The organism is Rhodococcus sp. F64268 (assembly GCF_023015605.1).
Lineage (GTDB): Bacteria > Actinomycetota > Actinomycetes > Mycobacteriales > Mycobacteriaceae > Rhodococcus.
The window spans coordinates 13,235-32,674 of the sequence record NZ_JALKAI010000018.1 but is presented as its reverse complement, the minus strand read 5'-3'; the positions used below and the strand labels follow the sequence as shown (position 1 = coordinate 32,674).

Annotated in this window: 20 protein-coding genes and 1 pseudogene; 5 read left to right on the top strand and 16 right to left on the bottom strand. The window is 64.9% G+C overall.

From position 1 onward, the window contains the following. Positions 1-171 precede the first annotated feature (171 nt). Entirely contained in the window at positions 172-1,089 is a 918-nt protein-coding gene (locus tag MWU77_RS24045; protein ID WP_281499590.1) for an IS3 family transposase, read from the bottom strand. Then, positions 1,089-1,412 (bottom strand): transposase, encoded by a 324-nt coding sequence (locus MWU77_RS24040; RefSeq protein ID WP_247274985.1) that lies wholly within the window; start codon positions 1,410-1,412, stop codon positions 1,089-1,091. Before MWU77_RS24040 ends, MWU77_RS24045 begins: the two co-directional genes overlap by 1 nt. Before the next feature lie 101 nt (positions 1,413-1,513). Here MWU77_RS24040 and MWU77_RS24035 point away from each other — a divergent pair. Both MWU77_RS24035 and pip read left to right on the top strand, forming a co-directional pair. Beyond that, a pseudogene (locus tag MWU77_RS24035) lies at positions 1,514-2,041 on the top strand (bifunctional 5,10-methylenetetrahydrofolate dehydrogenase/5,10-methenyltetrahydrofolate cyclohydrolase); the annotation flags it as partial. Between the two features lie 50 nt (positions 2,042-2,091). Beyond that, complete coding sequence (gene pip, locus MWU77_RS24030; protein ID WP_247274984.1) at positions 2,092-3,081, top strand: prolyl aminopeptidase; 990 nt, start codon at positions 2,092-2,094, stop codon at positions 3,079-3,081. 482 nt (positions 3,082-3,563) lie between these two features. Here pip and MWU77_RS24025 read toward each other — a convergent pair whose 3' ends face one another. From MWU77_RS24025 to MWU77_RS24015, 3 genes are read right to left on the bottom strand one after another with little or no spacing between them, the layout of a single operon-like run. Continuing rightward, on the bottom strand, positions 3,564-4,763 hold the full coding sequence (locus tag MWU77_RS24025) for a thiolase domain-containing protein (RefSeq protein ID WP_247274983.1): 1,200 nt from the start codon (positions 4,761-4,763) through the stop codon (positions 3,564-3,566). Further along, a complete protein-coding gene (locus MWU77_RS24020; RefSeq protein ID WP_169689720.1) occupies positions 4,760-6,118 on the bottom strand; it encodes an MFS transporter in 1,359 nt (452 codons plus the stop codon). The genes MWU77_RS24025 and MWU77_RS24020 overlap by 4 nt, the downstream gene beginning before the upstream one ends. Further along, on the bottom strand, positions 6,115-7,749 hold the full coding sequence (locus MWU77_RS24015) for a class I adenylate-forming enzyme family protein (RefSeq protein ID WP_240959821.1): 1,635 nt from the start codon (positions 7,747-7,749) through the stop codon (positions 6,115-6,117). Before MWU77_RS24015 ends, MWU77_RS24020 begins: the two co-directional genes overlap by 4 nt. A gap of 119 nt (positions 7,750-7,868) precedes the next feature. Here MWU77_RS24015 and MWU77_RS24010 point away from each other — a divergent pair, with 119 nt between their 5' ends. After that, the gene (locus MWU77_RS24010) at positions 7,869-9,014 is read left to right on the top strand and encodes a CdaR family transcriptional regulator (protein WP_247274982.1); all 1,146 of its coding nucleotides are present in this window, start codon (positions 7,869-7,871) and stop codon (positions 9,012-9,014) included. A gap of 260 nt (positions 9,015-9,274) precedes the next feature. On the opposite strand, the gene MWU77_RS24005 is transcribed toward MWU77_RS24010, so the two are convergent. The 3 genes from MWU77_RS24005 to MWU77_RS23995 are packed head-to-tail and all read right to left on the bottom strand — an operon-like array spanning position 9,275 to position 11,351. Beyond that, positions 9,275-9,610, bottom strand: a complete 336-nt coding sequence (locus MWU77_RS24005) for a hypothetical protein (protein WP_247274981.1) — start codon at positions 9,608-9,610, stop codon at positions 9,275-9,277. After that, complete coding sequence (locus MWU77_RS24000; RefSeq protein ID WP_247274980.1) at positions 9,611-10,114, bottom strand: hypothetical protein; 504 nt, start codon at positions 10,112-10,114, stop codon at positions 9,611-9,613. Continuing rightward, positions 10,101-11,351, bottom strand: a complete 1,251-nt coding sequence (locus tag MWU77_RS23995; RefSeq protein WP_247274979.1) for a transposase — start codon at positions 11,349-11,351, stop codon at positions 10,101-10,103. Before MWU77_RS23995 ends, MWU77_RS24000 begins: the two co-directional genes overlap by 14 nt. A 24-nt stretch (positions 11,352-11,375) precedes the next feature. Here MWU77_RS23995 and tnpA point away from each other — a divergent pair, with 24 nt between their 5' ends. Continuing rightward, positions 11,376-11,792 carry an IS200/IS605 family transposase gene (gene tnpA, locus MWU77_RS23990; RefSeq protein ID WP_247274978.1) on the top strand — a complete coding sequence of 139 codons (417 nt, stop codon included), beginning with the start codon at positions 11,376-11,378 and terminating at the stop codon, positions 11,790-11,792. 245 nt (positions 11,793-12,037) lie between these two features. Here tnpA and MWU77_RS23985 read toward each other — a convergent pair whose 3' ends face one another. After that, positions 12,038-12,394 carry an amino acid permease gene (locus tag MWU77_RS23985; RefSeq protein WP_247274977.1) on the bottom strand — a complete coding sequence of 119 codons (357 nt, stop codon included), beginning with the start codon at positions 12,392-12,394 and terminating at the stop codon, positions 12,038-12,040. Positions 12,395-12,561: 167 nt separating this feature from the next. On the opposite strand from MWU77_RS23985, the gene MWU77_RS23980 reads away from it, so the two are divergent. Continuing rightward, positions 12,562-13,731: a hypothetical protein gene (locus tag MWU77_RS23980; RefSeq protein WP_247274976.1), complete on the top strand. Its 1,170-nt coding sequence runs from the start codon at positions 12,562-12,564 to the stop codon at positions 13,729-13,731. Positions 13,732-13,790: 59 nt separating this feature from the next. Here the strand turns inward: MWU77_RS23980 and MWU77_RS23975 are convergent, their stop codons facing one another. The 7 genes from MWU77_RS23975 to MWU77_RS23945 form a co-directional block, all read right to left on the bottom strand. Then, positions 13,791-14,225 carry a hypothetical protein gene (locus MWU77_RS23975; protein ID WP_247274975.1) on the bottom strand — a complete coding sequence of 145 codons (435 nt, stop codon included), beginning with the start codon at positions 14,223-14,225 and terminating at the stop codon, positions 13,791-13,793. A gap of 42 nt (positions 14,226-14,267) precedes the next feature. Then, a complete protein-coding gene (locus MWU77_RS23970) occupies positions 14,268-14,807 on the bottom strand; it encodes a hypothetical protein (RefSeq protein ID WP_247274974.1) in 540 nt (179 codons plus the stop codon). Positions 14,808-14,839: 32 nt separating this feature from the next. Beyond that, on the bottom strand, positions 14,840-15,244 hold the full coding sequence (locus MWU77_RS23965) for a hypothetical protein (protein WP_247274973.1): 405 nt from the start codon (positions 15,242-15,244) through the stop codon (positions 14,840-14,842). A 317-nt stretch (positions 15,245-15,561) separates the two neighbouring features. Further along, on the bottom strand, positions 15,562-15,987 hold the full coding sequence (locus MWU77_RS23960) for a DUF6389 family protein (RefSeq protein WP_247274972.1): 426 nt from the start codon (positions 15,985-15,987) through the stop codon (positions 15,562-15,564). 220 nt (positions 15,988-16,207) lie between these two features. After that, entirely contained in the window at positions 16,208-16,393 is a 186-nt protein-coding gene (locus tag MWU77_RS23955) for a hypothetical protein (RefSeq protein ID WP_169689714.1), read from the bottom strand. A gap of 604 nt (positions 16,394-16,997) precedes the next feature. Then, entirely contained in the window at positions 16,998-18,119 is a 1,122-nt protein-coding gene (locus tag MWU77_RS23950) for a hypothetical protein (RefSeq protein ID WP_247274971.1), read from the bottom strand. Between the two features lie 83 nt (positions 18,120-18,202). Further along, positions 18,203-19,402: a serine hydrolase gene (locus MWU77_RS23945; protein ID WP_247274970.1), complete on the bottom strand. Its 1,200-nt coding sequence runs from the start codon at positions 19,400-19,402 to the stop codon at positions 18,203-18,205. Positions 19,403-19,440: the final 38 nt, after the last annotated feature.

Below are 19,440 nucleotides of genomic sequence, written 5' to 3'. Positions count from 1 at the left end.
TGCGCCGGCGCGGGCCGTCGGAGCGCGGATGTGAGGGGTCCATGCGGGTATTCTCCCCGGCCGTGGCCAGGCTGGAAATCGTCATCGTCGGGTTGATCCGTATCTCGCCCTGCAGGCGGGGTTGCTGTGATGAGGTTCACCCCGAACGGTGGACAAGGGGGTTACATTTCTTCAGGCGACTTCCACTCGAAGTGACGTCTCGAAACTGTCAGGACTGAGCATCCCCACAGCAGAGTTCCGTCGAACAGTGTTGTAGAAGACGATCCAATTGTCAACGCCAGCAACAAGCTCCGACTTCGTCGCATACACGTGCCGGTAGTACTCCTCATGCTTGAAGAGCGACCAGAAAGATTCGGATGGACTGTTGTCCCAACATATTCCGGTCGCACCCATCGACCGACGCAACCCGTACCGGCCACACGCCGCCGCGGTCAGATGTGCCGTGTACTCGCCACCTCGATCCGAATGCAGGATCGTTCCTTCGCAGCCTCCGCCACGCGTCGCCACGGCCCGATCGATAGCGATGGTCACCATACCGGCGTTGATATGACTAGAAATGCTATACCCCAGTACTTTTCGAGAATGACCATCACGGACCGCACACAGGAACATGTCTCCTTCACCGCACGTGAGGTAGGTGATGTCGGTGAACCATGCCGCATCGAGTCGGCCCTGGTCGAAGCGCCGCTCGATGAGATCCGGCGGGAACGACGCGTGCGGATCGACCACCGTGGTCTTGACCTTGAACGTACGTGGACTGATGCCTTCGATCCCTGCCGACGCCATGATCTTGGCCACCGTCTTCTTCGTCACCACCTCGCCGCGTGCCCGTAGTTCGGCGGTGACCCGCGGCGATCCGTAGGTTCCGTTCGATTCGTTGTGGACATCGATGATCTTGACTTCGAGGTCGGCTCGACGTTGCTGCCGCGGCGTCGCCACCGTGGCGGCTCTGCGTTTGAGGTGCTGGTAGTAGCCGGAGGTGGACACTTTCAGCAGTCGCGCCATCCGTCTGATCGAAAACCGTGCACCTTCTGGGGCGCTGGTGCCGGCGGTGTCCTCGATGTTCTCGGAGCAGGCGTACTCCGCCATCAGATCGAACCGGGTCGATTCTTCTGCATCGCGGCAAAGTACGCCGAAGCTTTTACCAAGAACTGGTTGTCTTTCTCGAGTTCACTGACCTGCCGCCGCAGTCGAAGAAGCTCGGCGCGTTCGTCCCCGTCGAGGGGTTTTTCTCCCTGGACTTCGGCAGCGGCGATCCTGCGCCGCTCGACTTTGACCCACTCACCCAACAGGCTCTCGTTCAGCCCTAATTCCCGGGCGACCTCTGCGATCGTGCGACCGGAATCGATTACTCGATGGGCGGCCTCGACCTTGTACTCGGCCGTGAACGACCTGCGTTTGCGAGGTGGCATACGGACATCCTTCCAGCGGGATCGGTGTCCCGCTAACTCGGTGTCCACATTTCGGGGAGAACCTCATGAAGCAGTGGACTCAACTCACCCTGACACGCAGGGAACGCGCGGCGTTCGAAGCGATCGCCCCTGACAAGGACGTCGACGGCGTCACCATGCACAGCTTCGCTGCAATGGCCCTCAACGAGAATTGCTTCCACTCCTGCACCCCGGGCGGGATCCTTCGGCTACTTGACGCCTACGACGTCCCGCTGGCCGGCATGCACGCAGTGGTGATCGGCCGCAGTCCGATCCTCGGAAAGCCCGTCGGGATGCTGCTCCTCGCCCGGGACGCGACCGTCACCTATTGCCATTCCCGAACCCGGGACCTGGCTGATCAGGTACGGCGTGCCGATATCGTCGTCGCCGCCGTAGGCCACCCTGAACTGATCCGCGGCGACTGGATCAAGGACGGCGCCGTGGTCATCGACGCGGGCTACAACCCGGGCAACATCGGCGACGTCGACTACGCCGGCGCAGCCGAGCGGGCGCGGCTCATCACGCCTGTACCCGGCGGGGTGGGTCCGATGACGATCGCGGTTCTCCTCGAGCAGACCCTCGCTGCAGCAAAAGCTGCCGAACACAGGTAGCTGCGCTATCCGGTTCTCGGGATACACCGGACCGTGACAGACTCGCCGATGTGGAGCTGTTCCCGACGATCGAACCGTACGACTCGGGACACCTCGTTGTCTCTGATGGCAACTCGTTGTACTGGGAGACCATCGGCGTTCCGTCGGGCGTCCCCGTCGTCTATCTTCACGGAGGCCCTGGAGCCGGCTGCACTCTGGGCATGCGTAGATTCTTCGACCCGGACGTGTTCCGCGCGGTGCTGTTCGATCAACGTGGCTGCGGGCGCAGCACGCCCCGTGCCGACGATCCCGACACGGATCTCTCCACGAACACCACCGCCCACCTCGTCGCCGACCTCGAGAAACTCCGTGAACACCTCGGAATCGAGAGATGGGTCGTGACCGGGGCATCGTGGGGCGTCTGCCTCGGACTGGCCTACGCGCAGACACACCCCGCGCGAGTGATCGGGATGGCATTGGGCGCGATCACCTCCGGTAGCCGCAAGGAAGTCGAGTGGATCACCCGCGACATGCGGCGCATTTTCCCTCGTGAGTGGGAACGGTTCGTCGAGCCGGTTCCGGAGGCCGATCGCGACGGCAATCTCGCGACTGCCTACGCACAACAACTCGCCCACCCCGACGCCGATGTTCGTGAGAATGCCGCGTTGCGCTGGTGCCAGTGGGAGGACACCCATACTTCACTCGTTCCCGGGTGGACGCCCTCCCCTCGCTACCAGGACCCCACTTTCCGAATGATGTTTGCGCGCCTGGTTACTCACTATTGGGGTAATGACCACTTCCTCGCCGAGAACCAACTTCTGGACGGCATGGGCCGACTCGAGGGGATACCGGCGATTCTCGTCCACGGTCGGTACGACGTCTCCGGTCCCCTCGACACCGCGTGGGAACTGTCGCGCCGATGGAAAGGCAGCCGTCTCGTAGTCGTCGACGATGCCGGTCATGGCGGCGGCAGTTTCACCAGCGAGCTCATCGAAGCGATCAACAGCTTTGCTGGGACGGCCGGTGGTCGCCCACACGACATCGGCCAGACCGAGGCGTGAGGACATGGCAGCTGCCCACCACGACACGCGGTCTGCGCACCAAGGGATGTCAAGTTGCGCTGTGACTATGGCACCGGATTTCCGTGCAACGCGTGCGTCTCGTAGCCGGCGTGGAAGACATTCGTCCATGTCTCCGCCGTCTCCGGCGTCGAACTCGACACCGCTTCCGGCAAGAAGATCACGCTCGGACCGGGGTACGAAAAGAGTCTCAGCCGCGTCGGAACTGTTCTCGATTCTGCCGGGCAGCGATCAGGTACCGTCCTTGACGAGTACGTCGCTGCCCGGCTGTTCCCGCTGAGCTTCCAGCCATACACACCGACTGTGACGCGCGCGGATGAATGGAAACGTAGCGGGAGGGGAGCGCGGGAAGACATGTAGGTCGACGCTTATGTCACGCATACACCGCACGACCTCCGGCCAACCGTCATTGCCGCACCCGTCGCTCTCCCGCCGCGTAGCTCGAGTGAACAGAATGAACTCAGTCAGTCGCGCGCTCGGAGAACGTGGACGTAGTTGGCGACGGCAAGCCCACCCATGTTGTGCACTGCGGCAACATCTGCCACCGGTAGCTGCATGGCTCCTGCCGTGCCGGTCAGTTGCATCGCACTGAGGACCAGCTGGGACACACCCGTCGCACCCACCGGGTGGCCCTTGGACTTGAGGCCGCCCGACACGTTGACGGGCAAAGCCCCGCCTCGATCGAATACGCCCTCCGCCAGCTGCGACCCGCCCTTACCGGGCTCGGACAATCCGAGCACCTCGTAGAGGACGAGTTCGGCGATGGTGAAGCAGTCGTGCAGTTCGACGAAGGACAAGTCCGACGCAACTACACCGGCTCTCCCCAACGCTGTCCGCCATGCGACGTGTGAGCCGCGCATCGCCAAGGGGTCGCGGCGGCTCCCGGGGTGAAAGTCGTTGGCCTGGCCCATCCCCGCGAGTCGAACCCCAGCGGTGCCCGCGGACGACGACACTCGATCCGCGGTGGTGACGACCACGGCCGCCGCGCCATCGGACACCGGTGAACAGTCCGTGCGACGCAGTGGGTCCGCGACCATCGGGTTGTCGGGCCCCACGGTCCGGCAGAAATCGTACGAGAAGTCGCGGTGCAGATGCGCCCACGGGTTCGCGAGCCCGTTTGCGTGGTTCTTCGCCGCGATGCGCGCCATCGCGTCACTGGGATCTCCGTACCGCGTGCCGTATGCCCGCGCCACTTCGGCGAACAATCCCGCGAAGCCGACGCTGGACGGCTGGCCCGCGCTGTCGTAGTCGGCGCCCACGAGAGCGCGTCCGACCACCTCGGCGCCGGCGTCGGTCATCTTCTCCGCGCCGATGACCAGGACTGTGCGTGCCTCGCCGGCGAGGATCGAGTGAACTCCGGTCCGGAAGGCCGCAGCACCCGACGCACACGCATTCTCGACGCGCGTCGCGGGTTTTCCCCACAGTCCGTCGTCGGCTTGTAGCGCCAGCGACGAGGCGAAGGCCAAGGGCTGCATGCCCGCGTTGAAGGTGCCCAGCACGATCTCGTCGACGTCTGCTGCGGTGATCCCGGCGCTCGCGATCGCATCGTTCGCCACGGTGGTGATGAGTTGTTCGAGCGTGGCGTCCTGTTTACCGAACGGCGTGTGTGCCCATCCGGCCAGCACGATCTCCTGCTCACGAGCTCCGAGCGGACTCGACATCATGACGCCACCTCCACTGCGGAGCCCGACGGCGATTCGCTCGCCGCATGGCCCGACCCGGCGGGAACCGAGGCGGCTTCTGCGCGTCGAAAATCGTTGGGCTGCAGCACGAAGAGCGCCACGATCGATACCAGTCCGGTTGCGACGAAGAAATACCACGGTGCGGTGATGTCGCCAGTCTTCGTGATGAGCCACGCTGCCACGAAGGGGGCGCACCCACCGAAGACCGCAACAGGAACGTTGTAGGCGATCGAGATGCCGGTCGACCGGATCCGCGTGGGGATCAGCTCAGTCATAGTCGCGTAGGTCGACGACACGTACAGACCGAACGTCACGGCGGTGGCGAGCAGTGGAAGCAGGAACGATTCGGGTGTCGCTCCGGGTCCAGCCTGGAAGAACCAGAACATCGACGCAGTACCGAGCACACCGACCACAAGCAGGAACGGCTTGCGGCCGTAGCGATCCGTGAACGCACCACCGATCGGCATGACCGCAGCGGCCAGCGCACAGGCCAGCAGGACGTACCAGAATCGGGTCGAGTTGCTGAAGCCGAGGGTGTTGGTCATGAAGGTCGAGGCGAACGTGAGCACCAGGTAGAAGATCGACGAGTGCAGCACGATGATGCAGAACACAAGTGCGAGAGCACGCTTCCACCGCATCGATTCACGCAGCGGAGCCTTCTCGTGCTCCCCCGCTGCCTGCAGTGCCATGAACTCGGGGCTGTCCTCGAGCTTGAGCCGGATGTACGCGGCGATCAGACCCAGCGGACCAGCGATGAGGAACGGGATGCGCCACCCCCACGCCGCCATGCCGTCCTCGCCGAGCAGCGCCGTCAGGCCGTTCGCCACGAGGCTGCCCAGCATCAGGCCGAGCACAGCGGTGACCATCAGCCAGCTCGTCGAGAAGCCGCGACGACGCGGGCCGGCATACTCCGCGACGAAGCTGGTCACGGTGCCGATCTCACCACCTGCCGAGAAGCCCTGGACGCAGCGCAGCAGGATCAACAGGATCGGTGCGGCGATACCGATCGATGCATACGTGGGCAGCACACCGATCAGGCACGTCGATCCCGACATCAGGACCATCACGATCATGAGTGTCTGCTTGCGCCCGATCCGGTCGGCCATCGGACCGAAGAAGATCCCGCCCAGCGGACGGATGAAGAAGCTCAGGGCAAACACCGCGAAGCTGCTGAGCAGCGCGACGGCGGGGGATTGCGACGCGAAGAACAGTTGCCCCATGGTCACGGCGAGGAAGCCGTAGACGCCGTAGTCGAACCATTCGATGAGGTGGCCGGAAACGGCGCCGACGAAGGCACGTCGCCGTCGAGTCGCTGAGACGGGAGTCGCGGTTGTCATCGTGTGACAGCTCCTTCGGTGTCGGCCAGCTTGAAGCGGCGGATCTTGCCCACGCTGGTGCGCGGCAGTTCGGGTACAACGGTCCACTCGTGTGGACGGGCAGCTTTGGTGAGATTGAGTGCAGCCCACGCTGAAAGCTCATCGGCGCTCGGAGGATCCTGCGGGTCGCGAGCGACCACGTAGGCCACCGGCACCTGGTCCCGGATCTCGTCCGGACGAGCCAGCACCGCGGCCTCGAGGACACCCGGTGCCTGGGCGACGGTCGCCTCGACCTCCGTCAGTGAGACATTCTCGCCTGCGACCTTGATGACGTCATCGGCTCGTCCGACAAATCGCCAGCCGTGCGGTGTCTCGGCAGCGAGATCGCCGGTGAGCATCCAGACCGTGCCGTTCTCGTCTGTGCGGAAAGTCCGTTCCGTCGTCGCCGGGTCGTCGAGGTATTCCTCGAAAAGCGTATCGCCGCGGATACCGGCGACCGCAATCATCCCGGTTTCTCCGGGGACCACCGGATCGAGGGTGCCCGGTGTCACCAGCCGCGCGACCCGCCCCTCGAGCGGCGTGCCGATCAGGTCGGACACGGGCGGAGTGCTTCGGTCGTAGGTAACGATCGGGACCGTCTCCGTCATGCCGTAGAGCTGACGGGGCAGGCATCCGGCGAGTCGGCCGAATTCCGCATGGTGTTCGGCGCCGAGGCTCTGGGCGAACCACACATGCCGCAGTTGGGCGGGCGGCTGGTCGGCAGGGGTACGGGCCAGGACCATGCGCATCGGAGCGGCGAACAGGCTCGCGTGTGTCGCGCCGAGCGCTATCGCGTCGCGCACCCATCCGCTCGCCGAGAAGGTGGCAGTCAACCCGACCCCAGCACCCACCGCGATCGCCGACGCGAAGCAGTAGTACTGGGCGTTGCCGTGGAACAGCGGCAGCGTCACCAACCAGCGGTCGCCGGCCTGGAGGTCGGCCGCGACGGCCATTGCCGTCGCCACCCGGAAGTAGTTGGCCTGGGTCAACACCACGCCCTTGGGCTGGGATGTCGTGCCGGAGGTGAACATGAGGGCGAGTCGGTCGGCAGGTCCGGGTGCAGTCCACTCCCCCGTGGCGACCTCGTCGTCGACGAGTCCTACGGCCGAGTCCAGGACGTCGCGGGCCGTCTCGGTCAACTCCGCCGTGGGCAGCCCGTGAACAGCGGCGCCTTCGAGGTAGGCGTCGCGGCGTGTCGACGAGTGGAGTCCGAGCTTCGGCGACGTCCGGCCGATCTGCTGGTCCAGGTCTCTAGCGGAGGCGCTCGGGTCGGCCGGAACGATCCATGCGCCTACCCGTGCGGCCGCAAGCCACAGCGCCACGAAAGCCGGGCAGTTACGAAGGCACAGGTGAATGCCGTCGCCGGCGACGATGCCACGACGGCGCAGACCAGCCGCAGTGCGCGCGACGACGTCGTCGAACTCGGTATACGTCCAGCGTGTGACGGTGCCGTCCTCGTCCTGGAACACGAGGAAGGTTCCGGCGCCGTGCCCGCGGACCGCAGTCGCCCACAACGAATCGAAAGTACCCGGCAATCCACCGAGTGGTGTGCCCGCATCGTTATCCCGGGCTACTACCGCCGCTGCCGATCCAGCGCTTGTGATCCACGTCATGCTCTACATATTCAGTGGTGAGCCGACATTTTGCTACGGTCCACAGGCCAACCCGGCTGTAAGGTGATTGGAGAAAACTCCAATCCGGGCCCCTCGGTGGATAGATAGGAGACCCGACAATGACGGTGACGCTCGAGTCGGTCGCCGCGATGCTCCGCGCCGAAGCCGAACAGATCGCGCAGAAAGCGGCCGACGACATCCACCGGGAACTCCCCGACTACCTGAGCATCGACCGCAACGAGCTCATCGCTTCGGCCCGGCTGAATGTGGCGCGCGGCATGCTCACTCTCGAAGAGGGGCGAGCACCGCGCGATATCCCCGATGGCGAGGCACGGCAGACGACCCGGCGGCGGATCAGCCAGGGCATGACCATCGAAGACATCATCCGGGCATACAGGCTCAGCCTCAACGCCACCCACAACCGCTTCATCGAAGTCGCACGGGAACTCTCACTGTCGGCCGAGTCCACCCTGCGCGGCTCGACACTCCTCTGGGACGTCGGCGACTGGTTCGTCGCAGACGCCGTCAAGGAATACCGGGCGCACGCCGTCTCGGAAGCGGTCCGGCGGTCGGTCGAAGAAGCCGACGTGCTCCGATCCCTCCTGTCCGGATCAATCCTCGACCCGGCTCTGCTCCCCCGAGTCCGCGCGCTCGGCATGGATCCCGGCCGCGAGCACTACGTCGTCTTCGGGCACCCGACTACGAGCAGCCAGGAGCGGTGGACCGCAGATCTGAGCAGGTACGGATCGACACCCGGCGGCGCAGCCCTGGTGGCGGAGGTATCCGGACGAACCGCCGCCTTGGTTACCCGGGTGCCACGCGAGGTCGCGGACCGCGGGGTGCTCGCCGTGGGCCCCTCCGCCCCACTGCACGAGGTCGGTGCGTCCGCCGCCGTGGCAGAACAGATCCTCACGCTTGTACCAGATGGAATACCGGGCCTGCACGACCTCAGCACGATGTCGTGGCGACTGGGCATCCCCGGGGCTCCGCTGGTCACGCAGTTGCTCCGACAGCGCTACGTCGAACCGCTTGCAGGAGAGGGTGATTTCGGCGCGATCCTGCTCGACACCGTGCAGACCCACCTCGCACACGACCGGGTAGTGCGCGCGACGGCCGAGGCGCTTGTCATCCACCAGAACACGCTGCGCCACAGGCTCGCTCGCTTCGAGGAGCTGACCTCATGTTCTCTCGACTCGACTGAAACCGTCGTCGAACTCAGTTGGGTTCTTGCTGCCCGCCAGAGTGGGGGCAGTATCGACGCATGAGCAAGACGCTCCGGGGCGCGCGTTCGACTGTTCAGCTGTTCCAAGTGCTCGAACCGTACGACTCAGGACACCTTCGTTGTCTCTGACGGCAACTCGTTGCACTGTGAGGCCATCGGACTGACCTGCGCACAACATTCCGAATGATGCGTGCACGCCTCGTCACCCACCATTGGGTAGCAACGACCCCATCCTCGCCGAGATGACATCGCCCGGTCGAGAACCTGAGCATCATCCAAGACGGTTCTCACGTCCGGTTCTGATCACGCAGGCACGTCCCCGAGATGCTCAGCCCATCCGTAACTCGTCGCCGTGTGACTGAGCAGAGTGCCCGGCGCGAGCATGTTGACCACACCGTCGGATCGCCGCACTCCCGTCGTGATGGTGCCACGCTCCCCGATGAGTTCGCTGGTAACGGGATCGATGATCAGATCATTGACATACCCGTAGTCGTCGGTCGCGGTGTACGCGCGACCTGGAACACCATCGAAGTTCAGCACCCCCTCGGTGACGGTGATCCCGGGATCGACCTGTAGAGCAGCGAGCAGATTGGCGCGCACCTCGTCGGGCACTACACCGGTTCTCAACACGGTCGTCACCTACGCGAGGATGTCACTGGCCTGGTTCGGGGCGTAGCTGCTGTCGGCGACGAGACGCTCGTGCAGCGAATGTGGATCAGTAGGCAGAGAGGCGAGGAACAAACGCGAAGGACGGACCCAATCAGGTGGCGTGGTGCATTGCTCCCGCCGATCCATATCAGCGGCCGTGTCGCCGCATCGAGCACGTAGCTCGCGGAAGTCTGCAGATTGCGGCTCGATGCCCTGTGCTGCCATCTGTTCGGCCGTACCCAGGATCCACTCGGTAGGGCCGCTGACGGTGTTGCGATGTAGCCACTGATCGGAGTAGCGATCGGGAATCCAGGTTTCGACGCTCGAATCGAACATGTGCACAAAATCGGCCTCGCGGCCCCAGTCGAGCTTGACGTGATGGGTGTACACACCGTGGGTCTGAGCGTAGGTGTAGCCGGAGCCGGTGGGCGTCCCGTCGTCTTCGTATTGACTTCCTCCTCCGCGTGAACGCGGAGGATTCCTACGCAGCCGCACCAGATGGTGCGGTCTGTTCGGCGGGTTCCTGATTCACCGGGTCAGCGCATGCAAGCACACGTCTTACGCTCCCTCCACAAGCGTTTACCCTCTCCACCAGCCCGGCGGCGAGCATCACATTCACAGCGGCGTTGTAGTCCCGATCCAGCCGCATACCACACGACGGGCACACCCACACCCGCACATCCAACGGCTTCTTCCCGTCCCGCACCCCACAACATGCGCATACCTGCGAGGTCGGTTCCCACTGGCTGATGGTGTGCACCGTCCGGCCGTGCTGGGCAGCCTTCTCGCCGATCAGGCGGGTCAGGGTCGACCAGCCTGCGTCGTGCACCGACTTGCCCATGCGGGTGCGGGCAAGCCCAGCCACCGACAATCCCTCGAGGGCGACCGCTTGGTTTTCGCGGATCAGCCGAAGAGCGAGTTTGTGGTGGTGGTCCAGGCGGGCCTCCCGCACCGTGCGGTGGGCCGCGGCCACCTTCCGCCGGGCCTTGTCCCGATTCTTCGATCCTTTCGTGGTGCGCGAGTAGGCCCGTTGAGCACGGACCAGCCGACGTTCCTTGGATCGCAGCCAGCGGGGATTGGCAATCTTCTCGCGGGTCCCGTCGTCGTAGACGATCGCCGCGAGCGACTCGAGTCCGACGTCGATGCCCGCGTACCGCTCCGGCACCGGTGATGGCACCAGGGCAGCGGGCACGGGCTCGTCGACGACGAAGGACACATAGTGGCGGCCGTCGGCCTCGCGGATCACCGTCACGCTCGACGGGTCTGCCGGCAACGGTCGCGACGCCTCGTACCGGATCCGCCCGATCTTCGGCAGGCGCACCAGCCCGATGCCGCCGCCCGGTTCGAGGACTGCGAACCCGGCGTTGCGGGTGAAACGAGCAGACTGGCGATGTGTCCGCTTCTTGAACCTGGGAGCGCCGACCTTGCGGCCCTTACGTTTCCCGGTACGGGAATCGAAAAAGTTCGCGTACGCGCGATGCAGGTCTGCGAGGGACTGCTGCAACGGCACCGAGGACACCTCCGCGAGCCACGCCCGTTCGGGAGTTGTTTTCGCGGCGGTCAACGCCGCCGACAACTCACTCTTGTTCGGGATCGACCGGCCCGCCCTGCGGGCGGATTCCCGCGCGGCGAGGGCATCGTTGAACACCACCCGGCAGCACCCGAACAGTTGAGACAGCGCCCTGTGCTGTTCCCCTGTGGGGTAGGCACGGTAGCGGTATCGCTTGAGCACCCCCCGACGATATCATTTGGTGTCGTGAATGAATCGAGTCTTGTTTGGTCTGGTAGACACGCAGTGTGGGACTGTCACGCACATTTGGTGTTCGTCACAAAATATCGGCGTGGCGCGTTCACCGGCCCGATCCTGACAGACTGCGAGCAGATCATGCGGAAGGTGTGTGGGGACTTCGGATGCGAACTGCGGGAGTTCAACGGCGCGGACGATCATGTGCACCTGCTCGTCGACTTCCCCGCGACCGTGCAACTGTCGAAGCTGGTGAATTCACTCAAAGGCGTGTCATCGCGGCACTTGCGGCGTGATCATGCGGATCATCTGTCGCGGTATCTGTGGGGCGGGCATTTGTGGTCCCGCTCCTACTACTGCGGGACCGCCGGTGGCGCGCCGTTGTCGGTGGTTGCCGAGTACGTGGCGCCCCAACGTCGACCTGTGTAACGGTGATTCACCTCCACCGTGAGCGATGGAGCACTCTCACCCAGACAGGTAGAAGGCACTGCCGTCGGCTGCTCACTCCTGCTGCGAGTGCGGTGGTGACGAGGCGCTCGCACAACCTCCAGTCAACGCGACCGCGACGATCAAAGTCGCCGCTACCCGCACCCCGGGCCAGAGCTCCGTGGACATCGCGCCTCCGTTTCACACACTCTCTCGGAGCCTATCCAGCTCCGACAACGATGGCAGCGTCAGACACGGCGCCGACGCCACGCCCATATGCACAAACAGATTCCCGCGAGTGACGCCACCGGCAGAACCCATCTCCACCGGCTCAGCATCACGAAACGCTGGTACTGCTCGCTCGACAAGAACTGCAAGCCCGGTCGATTCACAGTAGGAGGTTCCCACCAGTAACTCCACGAGCCGGTCAGCACCTGAGGCCACGCGAAGACGGCTATCGCGGCCGCGACGAGAATGCACGTCGCGGGAAATGCCACCCAGAACCAGGGAACCCCTGAAGCGGGCCCCAGCTGAGCTCGCCGCGGCACGACGATGCCCGCCGTCAAACCCACAGCTCCGAGAACGCACAGCACCAACCACGCCATGCGTTCGGAGACTACGGCTCTTCCATCTGGAAGTCCGGACAATGCGCACGGTTACCCGTTCGACGATCCGTAACGCGAGCCGCCGTACCGGAACCGACCGAACGCGGCGGCGGTTGCTGAGTGTTTCGGTCAGAGGTGATGACCTGTGGTTGTGGCACGGTGAGCAAGTGAACGACCGACCCGTCCGTCCCGACGCTCACCATCGTCGTACCCGACGTACTCGAATGGGGGTAGTGGGCGCGGTCCTCGCCGTGGCGCTTTCAGCAACCGCAGCGTGCGGCTCGCCGACGTATCCAGGTGACCCACTCGAATTGCTGCCGGTCGACGCAGTTGCGGCGGTATCGCTCGGCGGCTTGGGGGTTGAAACTTCCGGTGGCGACACGTTGATGTTCGTGTTCGATGAGCACGGCACTGTCCTCGGCCGGCTGCAGACGGATCGTATCGACGCGACTCAGGTGCTGTTCTCTCACCGCAACATGGTCGCTGTCACAGACGATGCGGTGACCGTGCTGACAGATCGTGGACGCACCGACGTCCCGATCGACGAGCACACCGTCTCTGCGATGGCGAACGACCCCGAAAGCGGCGCCACCACCGTGTGGTTCACCAAGGGACGGACCAGCGGCTTCGTTTCGATCGACTACGATCAGCAAGTACGACAAGGGGCCGTCGACGGCACGGTTCGCACCACCGCGTACTGCGGGGAACGGCACTTCGCAGTCGTCGACGACATCTCAAAGGGAACCGGCCCACGCCCGAGTCGCTTCTATGAACTGCTGCCGTCCGGGGAACTGTTCCTGCGGGGACGGTGGGAGAGCGACCCTGACCACGGTTGGGCGTCGCGCACTTCGGTGTGCGCGCCCGACGGCCGCTCGGTCCTGGCGCTGCACACGGACCATTCCGCAGCGACCACGAATGCAGGCGCGCCGACGATGGTACTGACCGCCATCGATCTCGACTCCGGCGTCCGAAGTCTGACTCCACTGGACATGCCGCAGGTCGGCGGAGGCGCGCTGGGGACCACCCTGATTGTGCTCGATGACCGGCTGTACTGGCTCAACCCGGACAAACAGGTGCTGTCGGTACCGGTGGCGGGATCGTCGACGGTGACACACGAATGGACGCTTCCAGTCGCCGCCGACTCCACGATCGCGTCCGTGCACAACGCAACGGTTACCGCCATCGACTATCGAGATCACGCAGTACTCTCCCACTACGACGTACGTACCGGGATGCGAATCGGCGAACCGGTCGATCTGCCGTGGCTCGAACCGATCATCCACTCACCGGCACGAGACACGATCTACACGCTGACCAGTCTCGCCGGTGCACCGTGAGGACATGACCACGCGGACATGATCAGCCGACGACCGTCGACTCCGATCGGTGGTCACACTCAAAGGGCCATCCAGCAGTACATGCCCTCACCCCGCTGACGCGCGGTCTGCGCGAGCGCGCGCCAGTCGCGGAGCATCGGCAGCAACTGAGCGGGATCCCCCGCGCCCCAGAACTCCTCGGTCTCCGACCACGGTCCGACAACCTCCGCGAGACGCTCATCGGTCGCCGCCGCCAGCGCATTGGTGAAAGCGTCCGGCATCGAAACAATCCACGCCGCTTCGTGATCCGGATCGCTGATCAGCGGGGCCCAGGTCCGATCCCCAATGATCCGGTCGTAGGGTTCACCGGAGAGCAGAGCCATCAGCGTGCCTGCCTGAACAGTCGCCTCGACCGCATCGAGTACGGGTGCGTGCGACAGCGCGGGCCCGTCGTCGACTGTGGCAGCCGCAGTCTCGTCGTCCGGTGCGGTGAAGTACGTGTTGATGACGCCCATGCGACCCATCCTGGCAGAGGCCGCGGCGACCGCGGGATTCGCTTACAAACGCACCGGAGGCAGTGGTTCGATGTCGGCTCGCGACTCTGAGCCCGAGCGCGTATCCCGGATCGCCGAGAGCGCGTCCGAAAGAGTCGGCCCGAGCAGGTGCAGCGAATCCAACCCGCGCGATTCCCACACTGGGAACTCGCCGTCCGCGCGACGAGCTGACGTGTCCCAGAGCAGTGCGTCGCCGTTCTCGCTCCACCCGAATACATGCAGCGCCTCGACACGTGCCCAGTCGCCGTCCGGTTCGATCATCCACTCGAACTCCTCGGCCCGACCGTCCCGGTAACGGTCACGAAACCGCTCGTTGAGAACCTCTGCGCGCCCACGTCCGTCCGCGTAGCCCGGAAACACCGGCGGATAGATCAGCCAGAGACCGAAGGTCCGCGCCCAGCCGTACCGCCGGATGAAGTCTCGATAGGACGGCGGGTATCCCCCGCCCTCGGCGAACCGAAACGATTCGAGCGCGGCGAAATCGATGTGTCCCGTAGAGAAGTCGACGACGTCATCGGACAGGTGTGGGCGAGATTCGGGCATGGGTGCACGGTACCGGGGCGCCGTGGGTGCTCTCACCGCGCGAGTGGAGACGGGATCCTGATCGACCGGTATCCGTCACCGGTGCGGGACGGCGTCCAGCGGCGCCAGTGCTTCGCCGAGAGGCGCACTGGGGCATGTTCCTGCACGTGCGCCGCCGCGGCGGGCAAGCGGTGGTCGCCCGGGAACGACAGCCACAGCGAGAGCGAGGAGGCGGTCGAGCCGATCGTCGCACGCACTCCCGAAGCACCGAGCGTGCGGCCGTACCCGTCCACCACGAACCGTCCGGAATCCTCCACCGACACTTCGGCATACGCGTCGCCGGTCGCCGGGTCGATGAGGTGCACGGGTCCGCCGACGACCAACCCGACGAGCGGGCGGCCATACCGAGTAACGTCCTCGCGTACCGCGCCGTCGAGTACGTCGAGGACTTCGTCCACACGTCCAGCGCGGACGCCCCACTCGCAGTGGGTGTGCTCCCTGCGCCGCGGACCCCCCGAGCAGCTCCGTGGCGATCTGTCGCCAGCGCTCCGAGCGGTCTTCGGGACCGCCGGCCCACAGCCGGAACTCCGAGGCCTGGGCATCGACACGCTCGGTCGGGACCGCACATACGTCGAGGAATGCACGCACCTCCGCGTAGGTCGCGGACGGCTTCCGGCTGCGTAACGTATGCGCACCTCCCGAGGCAACAGGGAGCCCGTCGTAGGTCACGAACTCGGGCTGCGTCATGCGGGCGGGCCCTCTGACCGCGGTACGTTCACCCGCAGGCCCCCTCGGGAGCACCGACCGACCAGAACCCGTCGGGTGACCCAGCGGGAATCAGCGGTTCGATCCACCGCGTCACGACCTCGACGACCGCGGCCTCGAGATCGTCGCGCGTCCAACCGAATGGCCGCGACGGCACCGCAGGTTCCCAGTCGAGCTCGCCCCATTCCACACCGAAGAGCCGACGCTCCTCATCGAAGCGGCGATCGAGTAGGAAGGCGTCGCGCCCGTCGAATCGGGCCCAGACGTCGAACGGCCCCTCGCCGTCCTGGTCGACGAAAACATCGATGGTGATGCCCTCGATGTCGACACCATCTGCGCGCGCCGCGGCGAGGAACCCGCGGAGCCGGTCGGCAACCTCGGTCGAAGCCGTCGTGAGAATCCGCCACACCGCGGCCTCGTAATCGCCTGTGTCCACGCGGTCAGAATATCCGCCGGTCAGGCACAGCCCAGGAGACCTCGATACGGGAGAGCGCCTTTGCCTCCTCCTCATACGAAAATTACTGCGACGCAGGTGATGACGCCGGGACCGTGGCGCCCCCTGCAGCGCTACGGTCCCGGCGAGTCCGGTGGCCAGCGCGACAAGCACGCGGGCAGGTCTTCAGGGCCCCGAAGGAGCGTCCTTGCGCGTGCGCCCCTCAGATAATGAGGGCGGCGACACCGACACAGACGATGATGAGCACAGCCACCAAAGCACCAAAGGCAAAGGAGCCGGTCAGCACCAACGCCGGCACGCCGGCCGGTACTCCGGAGCCGAGCGCGATGGCCGTGTGCGACCGGAATCGGGACTCCGACAGCTCGGAGTCGTTCGTGCGGGAATCCATCCGAGACTCGGGCATCACAGGACTTCGAGTCCCTTTGCCGAGGCACCGCGGTTCCCCATGCGGATACATCGAGTCGGTCGGCGACATCGGCAGCGGCATGTTCCTCGGCCCTTTCGAAACTCCAGCCGGATCGGTGGTTGTCCGGCTCCTCCTGGGAGCTGTGGGTGTGAGGTGCGGCGGTATGTCTACCGCCAACGGTTTTTATTGCGAAGCATCACAACCGTTTACCCACGAGCTAGTTCTACATCACACACGCGAGCGGGTCCACCCAGGAAGAACGCCAGGTTTGTGCTGGTGAGAGGCAATTTCGGCACGTTCGTACACATTGTCGACGATCGCGTCGACAGAGCATGGTCGGCTACTCCGCCCCTGGTAGCGGGGGTTTCTGCGCAGTTCGCGGGGTTACCAGCGGTAGGCAGACAACCCACAGCGCGCGGGCACCGCGGGCTCTCCGACGTCGGCAGGTGAGCCCTTCAGCGGAAGTATTGAGGTCTTTGTACCCACCGAACGTTGCGGTAGTACCCAACGGAAATCGGGTGGTACGCCCGTGGTGTCCCGCCCGTCTCCGAAGGTCGGAGTCACCACCCATCTCGAGTCGACTTCTTCACTGCGGTCCGGCATCCCCTGCAAGAGGGGTCTTTCGCCGCCAGTGCTCGCGGTCGTCGGCGAGCACCCACTCGACCACGTCATCGTCGGGGCGAACGGAATCGGTGAGCCAGTGGCTCTCGTCGGGTGCCCACCCGGCGATCACACTCGCGGTGTCGTCGTCGACGCAGATCGCTGTTCCCGCCGCGGCGAGATATCCCCTCACCGTGAGGTGCACTCCCCCGTACGCCTCGGCGACGCGACTCCAATCGGGCATCACCCAACGTCCGTCGCGCCCGGTGGTCCGATACCAGTCGTGACGTTTCTGCGCCGTCACCTCCAATGGGTATCGACGGCACAGATCGGCCCACGCGTCGGCACCGTCGATCTCGAATACCTCGATGCCCGCGGGCACTGGCATGCGCCGAGCGAAGGCCTGCTTCCAGCCCATGCAGTCTTCGACGAACAGGACGCCCGACGGCAACCCATCGTCGAGCGACCGCGCCGAACAGCGCGCTTCCCACGGAAACGACCACCACTCACCCGAGTACATCGCCTTCGGGTCCCGCGGGCGCTCACGTTCCGCCCTCACTTCCTGCTCGACGACGCGGACACGCCACGCAGCCAGGCGCTCGGTGAGAGGTGCCTGCTCGCGGGGCTCCTGCGGCCTCGCTTCAGCAGTATCGGCCCACCCCACCGACCACTGGTCGTCGCGATCCACCTCGGACAACCACCACTCGACGTGAGATGACTGCGCGATGTGGGCGGCGACGCGTCGCAGTTCTCGTCGCATGGGAGTTGTAGCGGCGAGGATGTCTTCCCCGTCGGGTTCCTGCCAGTAGCGGGCATGGTCCACTGCTACCCCGAGCGCCGAACGCAAACCGGCTTCCGTCACCTCGGGAAGCGGCACTGTTGCGAGCCGGCGCGCAACCTCATCCGGTGAAATATCCGGCAGTGGTTCGTCGGCGCCGGGCCCGAAGATGACCCCCGGGTTGGGGTCGAGGTCATGCGCGGCGTAGAAGACAGCGGAGTTGAAAGAACTCCGGTCGTAGTTCTGCTGGGTGGCGCGGTCGGCTTCCCGCGCAAATTCCAACAACAACCTGCGGCCACGGGGGCCTGCCAACAATGTGTCTTCCGTCATGCGGACCAGTAGATCACCGGACGACCCGAGTCACCGGTGGGTGTACGGCAGGGCGTCAGGGCACCCGGACGCCCTGCCTCTGATCAGTCCAGCGAGCGATACACGCGTGACTCGAATTCGAGGAATCCGTCGACAGATGCGCGGTCGGCGAACGGCAGGATCTGCGTCGCCCAGATCCCAGCGACGTCGGCAGTGCGGTCGATCCAGTAGTACAGATTGGCCAGGCCGGCCCAACTCAAGGATCCGGCGCTGCGACCTGTGGGCGCTTGCTCTTCGTTGACCATGAAGGTGTAGGCCCACGTCTTGCGCTGACCCGGAAAGAATTCTGCGTCGTTCGACAGCTCCGGCTCGACACCGGGCAACATGGTCACCTGAAGGTCGCCGAGACCGTTGACCGCAGCGTTCGCAACGGTTTCCGGCCGCAGCACCCGTCCGTGCTCACCTTCGCCGCCGTTCAGCCACATTCGCAGAAAACGGCTGTAGTCGCCGATGGTCGAGTACAGCCCGTGGCCACCCATATCCACCTCGGGCTGCTGCGGCAGCACCAGACCGGTCGGTTCCAGTGTGCCGTCGGCTCCGCGTTGGTGGATCTCGGTCCGCCGCCCTTCCATCGACGGCGTCAGACGGAACGCCGTGTCGCTCATACCGAGTGGCCGGAAGACCCGTTCTGCCATGACCTTCCCCAGCCGCTTCCCACGAATGGCCTCGACCACCAGCCCCGCCCAATCGATGTTGGACCCGTAGTTCCACCGGGTACCCGGCTCGAACAACAACGGGGTGTTCAAAGCCGCGCGAGTCGCTGTGATGACACTGGGATGCACGCCGTCGACGAGGAGACGATGATACGTCTCGTCGAAGAACGAGTAGCCGAATCCGGCCGTGTGCAACAGGAGCATTCGTGTGGTGATTTGGGTATTGGGCGCGCGCAGCTTCAGGGCGCCGGCATCATCGAACCCCTCTGCGACGCACAGGCCTGCGATCTCAGGAATGTAGTCCGATGCAGGAGCGTCGAGGTCGAGCAACCCCTCCTCGACGCATTGAAGCACCGTCGTTCCGGTGATGGCCTTGGTGGTGGAGAACATCGCGAACACCGAATCGGTCGTCATGGGTGCCGCATCGTTCATTGACCGGACACCTGCCGCACCTTCGTACACGGGCCCGGCCGAGCGCGTGACTGCGGCGACGACACCGGGAACCCGATCAGGTCCATTGGAAGCGGTGGTGACATCGGCGAGAGCATCGTCGAGCGTCGACTTCAACGGAGACTGTTTCAGCGTGGACATGTCGATCCTTTCGGTGTGATGAGCAGCACAACGAAAGG